This is a genomic window from Stenotrophomonas capsici (assembly GCF_034961085.1).
Lineage (GTDB): Bacteria > Pseudomonadota > Gammaproteobacteria > Xanthomonadales > Xanthomonadaceae > Stenotrophomonas > Stenotrophomonas capsici.
Genome location: NZ_JAYFUH010000215.1, coordinates 1 through 1241, shown reverse-complemented (window position 1 = coordinate 1241; position 1241 = coordinate 1). Strand labels below are relative to the sequence as shown.

Sequence of the window (1241 nt, the reverse complement as noted above, 5' to 3'; positions counted from 1 at the left end):
CCCAAAGGCCATGCCAACTTCCGCTCGGGTTAGGTCCTCTGACACGAGAGGTGGTGTGCTTCCGCGAAATAGAATGAACGCAGAAGTGCCATCTGCCTCCACGGCGAGGCATACAACCTCATCACCCGGTCCATAGTGGCCTTCCCAGTGAACTCGAGCACTTGGAGGCAATTCCGGGCATCGCAGCTCGGCGGCAACCGTGAGAGGATATAGCGCAAGCGCAAAGAGAGCGAAGATGTTCATGTGAGCCATAACGCCAGAGTTAAGGCAAGCGCGAAGCGGCTTCGCCTTGAACGAATTGTTAGCCGCCATATGGACGGTATCCATCGAACTCCCACTGCAACTCGTGATTGAGAGTTTGGGCAACCTCCTGCCAGCTTGAGCGAGACGCTTGTGCGAGCAGGCGGTTGAGCGAGTGCTCCACCTGGAGCCAAGAGAACGAATCCACAATTAACGTGCCACGCCCCCAGCCAAATCGCTCTGATTCGGCCAATGCGCTTGGCGTGGCAACGGTAAAGGAAAAATCGTCACCAGCATTGCCTGTGTCTGGCCCGACCGTGGCAAGCATATGAACAACGCAGTGTCTTGGATTCGCAGGAGGCTCTCCTCTGGTCAAGTCGGAGCATGAGAGGTTGAGCAGCTTAGGAACGATCATTGACGGCTAACTCCGGAATTAAGCAGACCCGCGCAGCGGGGGCGGCTTGAATGAATTGTTAGCACTCAACCCGTGCACTCGCGACTGTCCGAGTACAGGTAGTAAGTGTCGAGATCTAGTCGCAAACCGTAGAAGGCGAGCCGGGACACGATAGTCTTTGAAACGCGGAGTCCCGCGCCAATGTCATTGAAGTTGCCAACTAGTTGCATGGTGCCGCCTAAGCGATGGCTGACAGCGGCAAAGGCGCTTGAGTTGGCGTCCATTTGAAGAAGAACGTCCTTCAGATGCTCATCTAAAGCCGCGGTACGCTCGACCCTGGAATAAAGCGACCATTTACCCGTCCGCCGTTCCCGGTGCCGAGAGTCTCGGTCTCCCTTGCGCCAGGCGCGTGTCGGAGTGATGCCAAGTTCAGCAGACACGGCCGAAGGGTCAAGGTCGTCATCGTACACCGCGAAGTAGGCATAGCAGTTGTTGGGATCTGTCATTGAGCGCCAACTCCGGAATTAAGCCGACCCGCGAAGCGGCTTCGGCTTGAATGAACTGTTGGACGCGTACCTAGCGCGAATAGTGGCAGGTGACATTTACT

At 56.3% G+C, this 1241-nt stretch carries 2 protein-coding genes; both read right to left on the bottom strand.

The features are described from left to right. Window positions 1-301: 301 nt before the first annotated feature. On the bottom strand, window positions 302-655 hold the full coding sequence (locus VA603_RS19550) for an Imm8 family immunity protein (RefSeq protein ID WP_425603697.1): 354 nt from the start codon (window positions 653-655) through the stop codon (window positions 302-304). 65 nt (window positions 656-720) lie between these two features. Beyond that, window positions 721-1140 carry a DUF4279 domain-containing protein gene (locus VA603_RS11535; RefSeq protein WP_323438931.1) on the bottom strand — a complete coding sequence of 140 codons (420 nt, stop codon included), beginning with the start codon at window positions 1138-1140 and terminating at the stop codon, window positions 721-723. Between the last annotated feature and the right edge of the window lie 101 nt (window positions 1141-1241).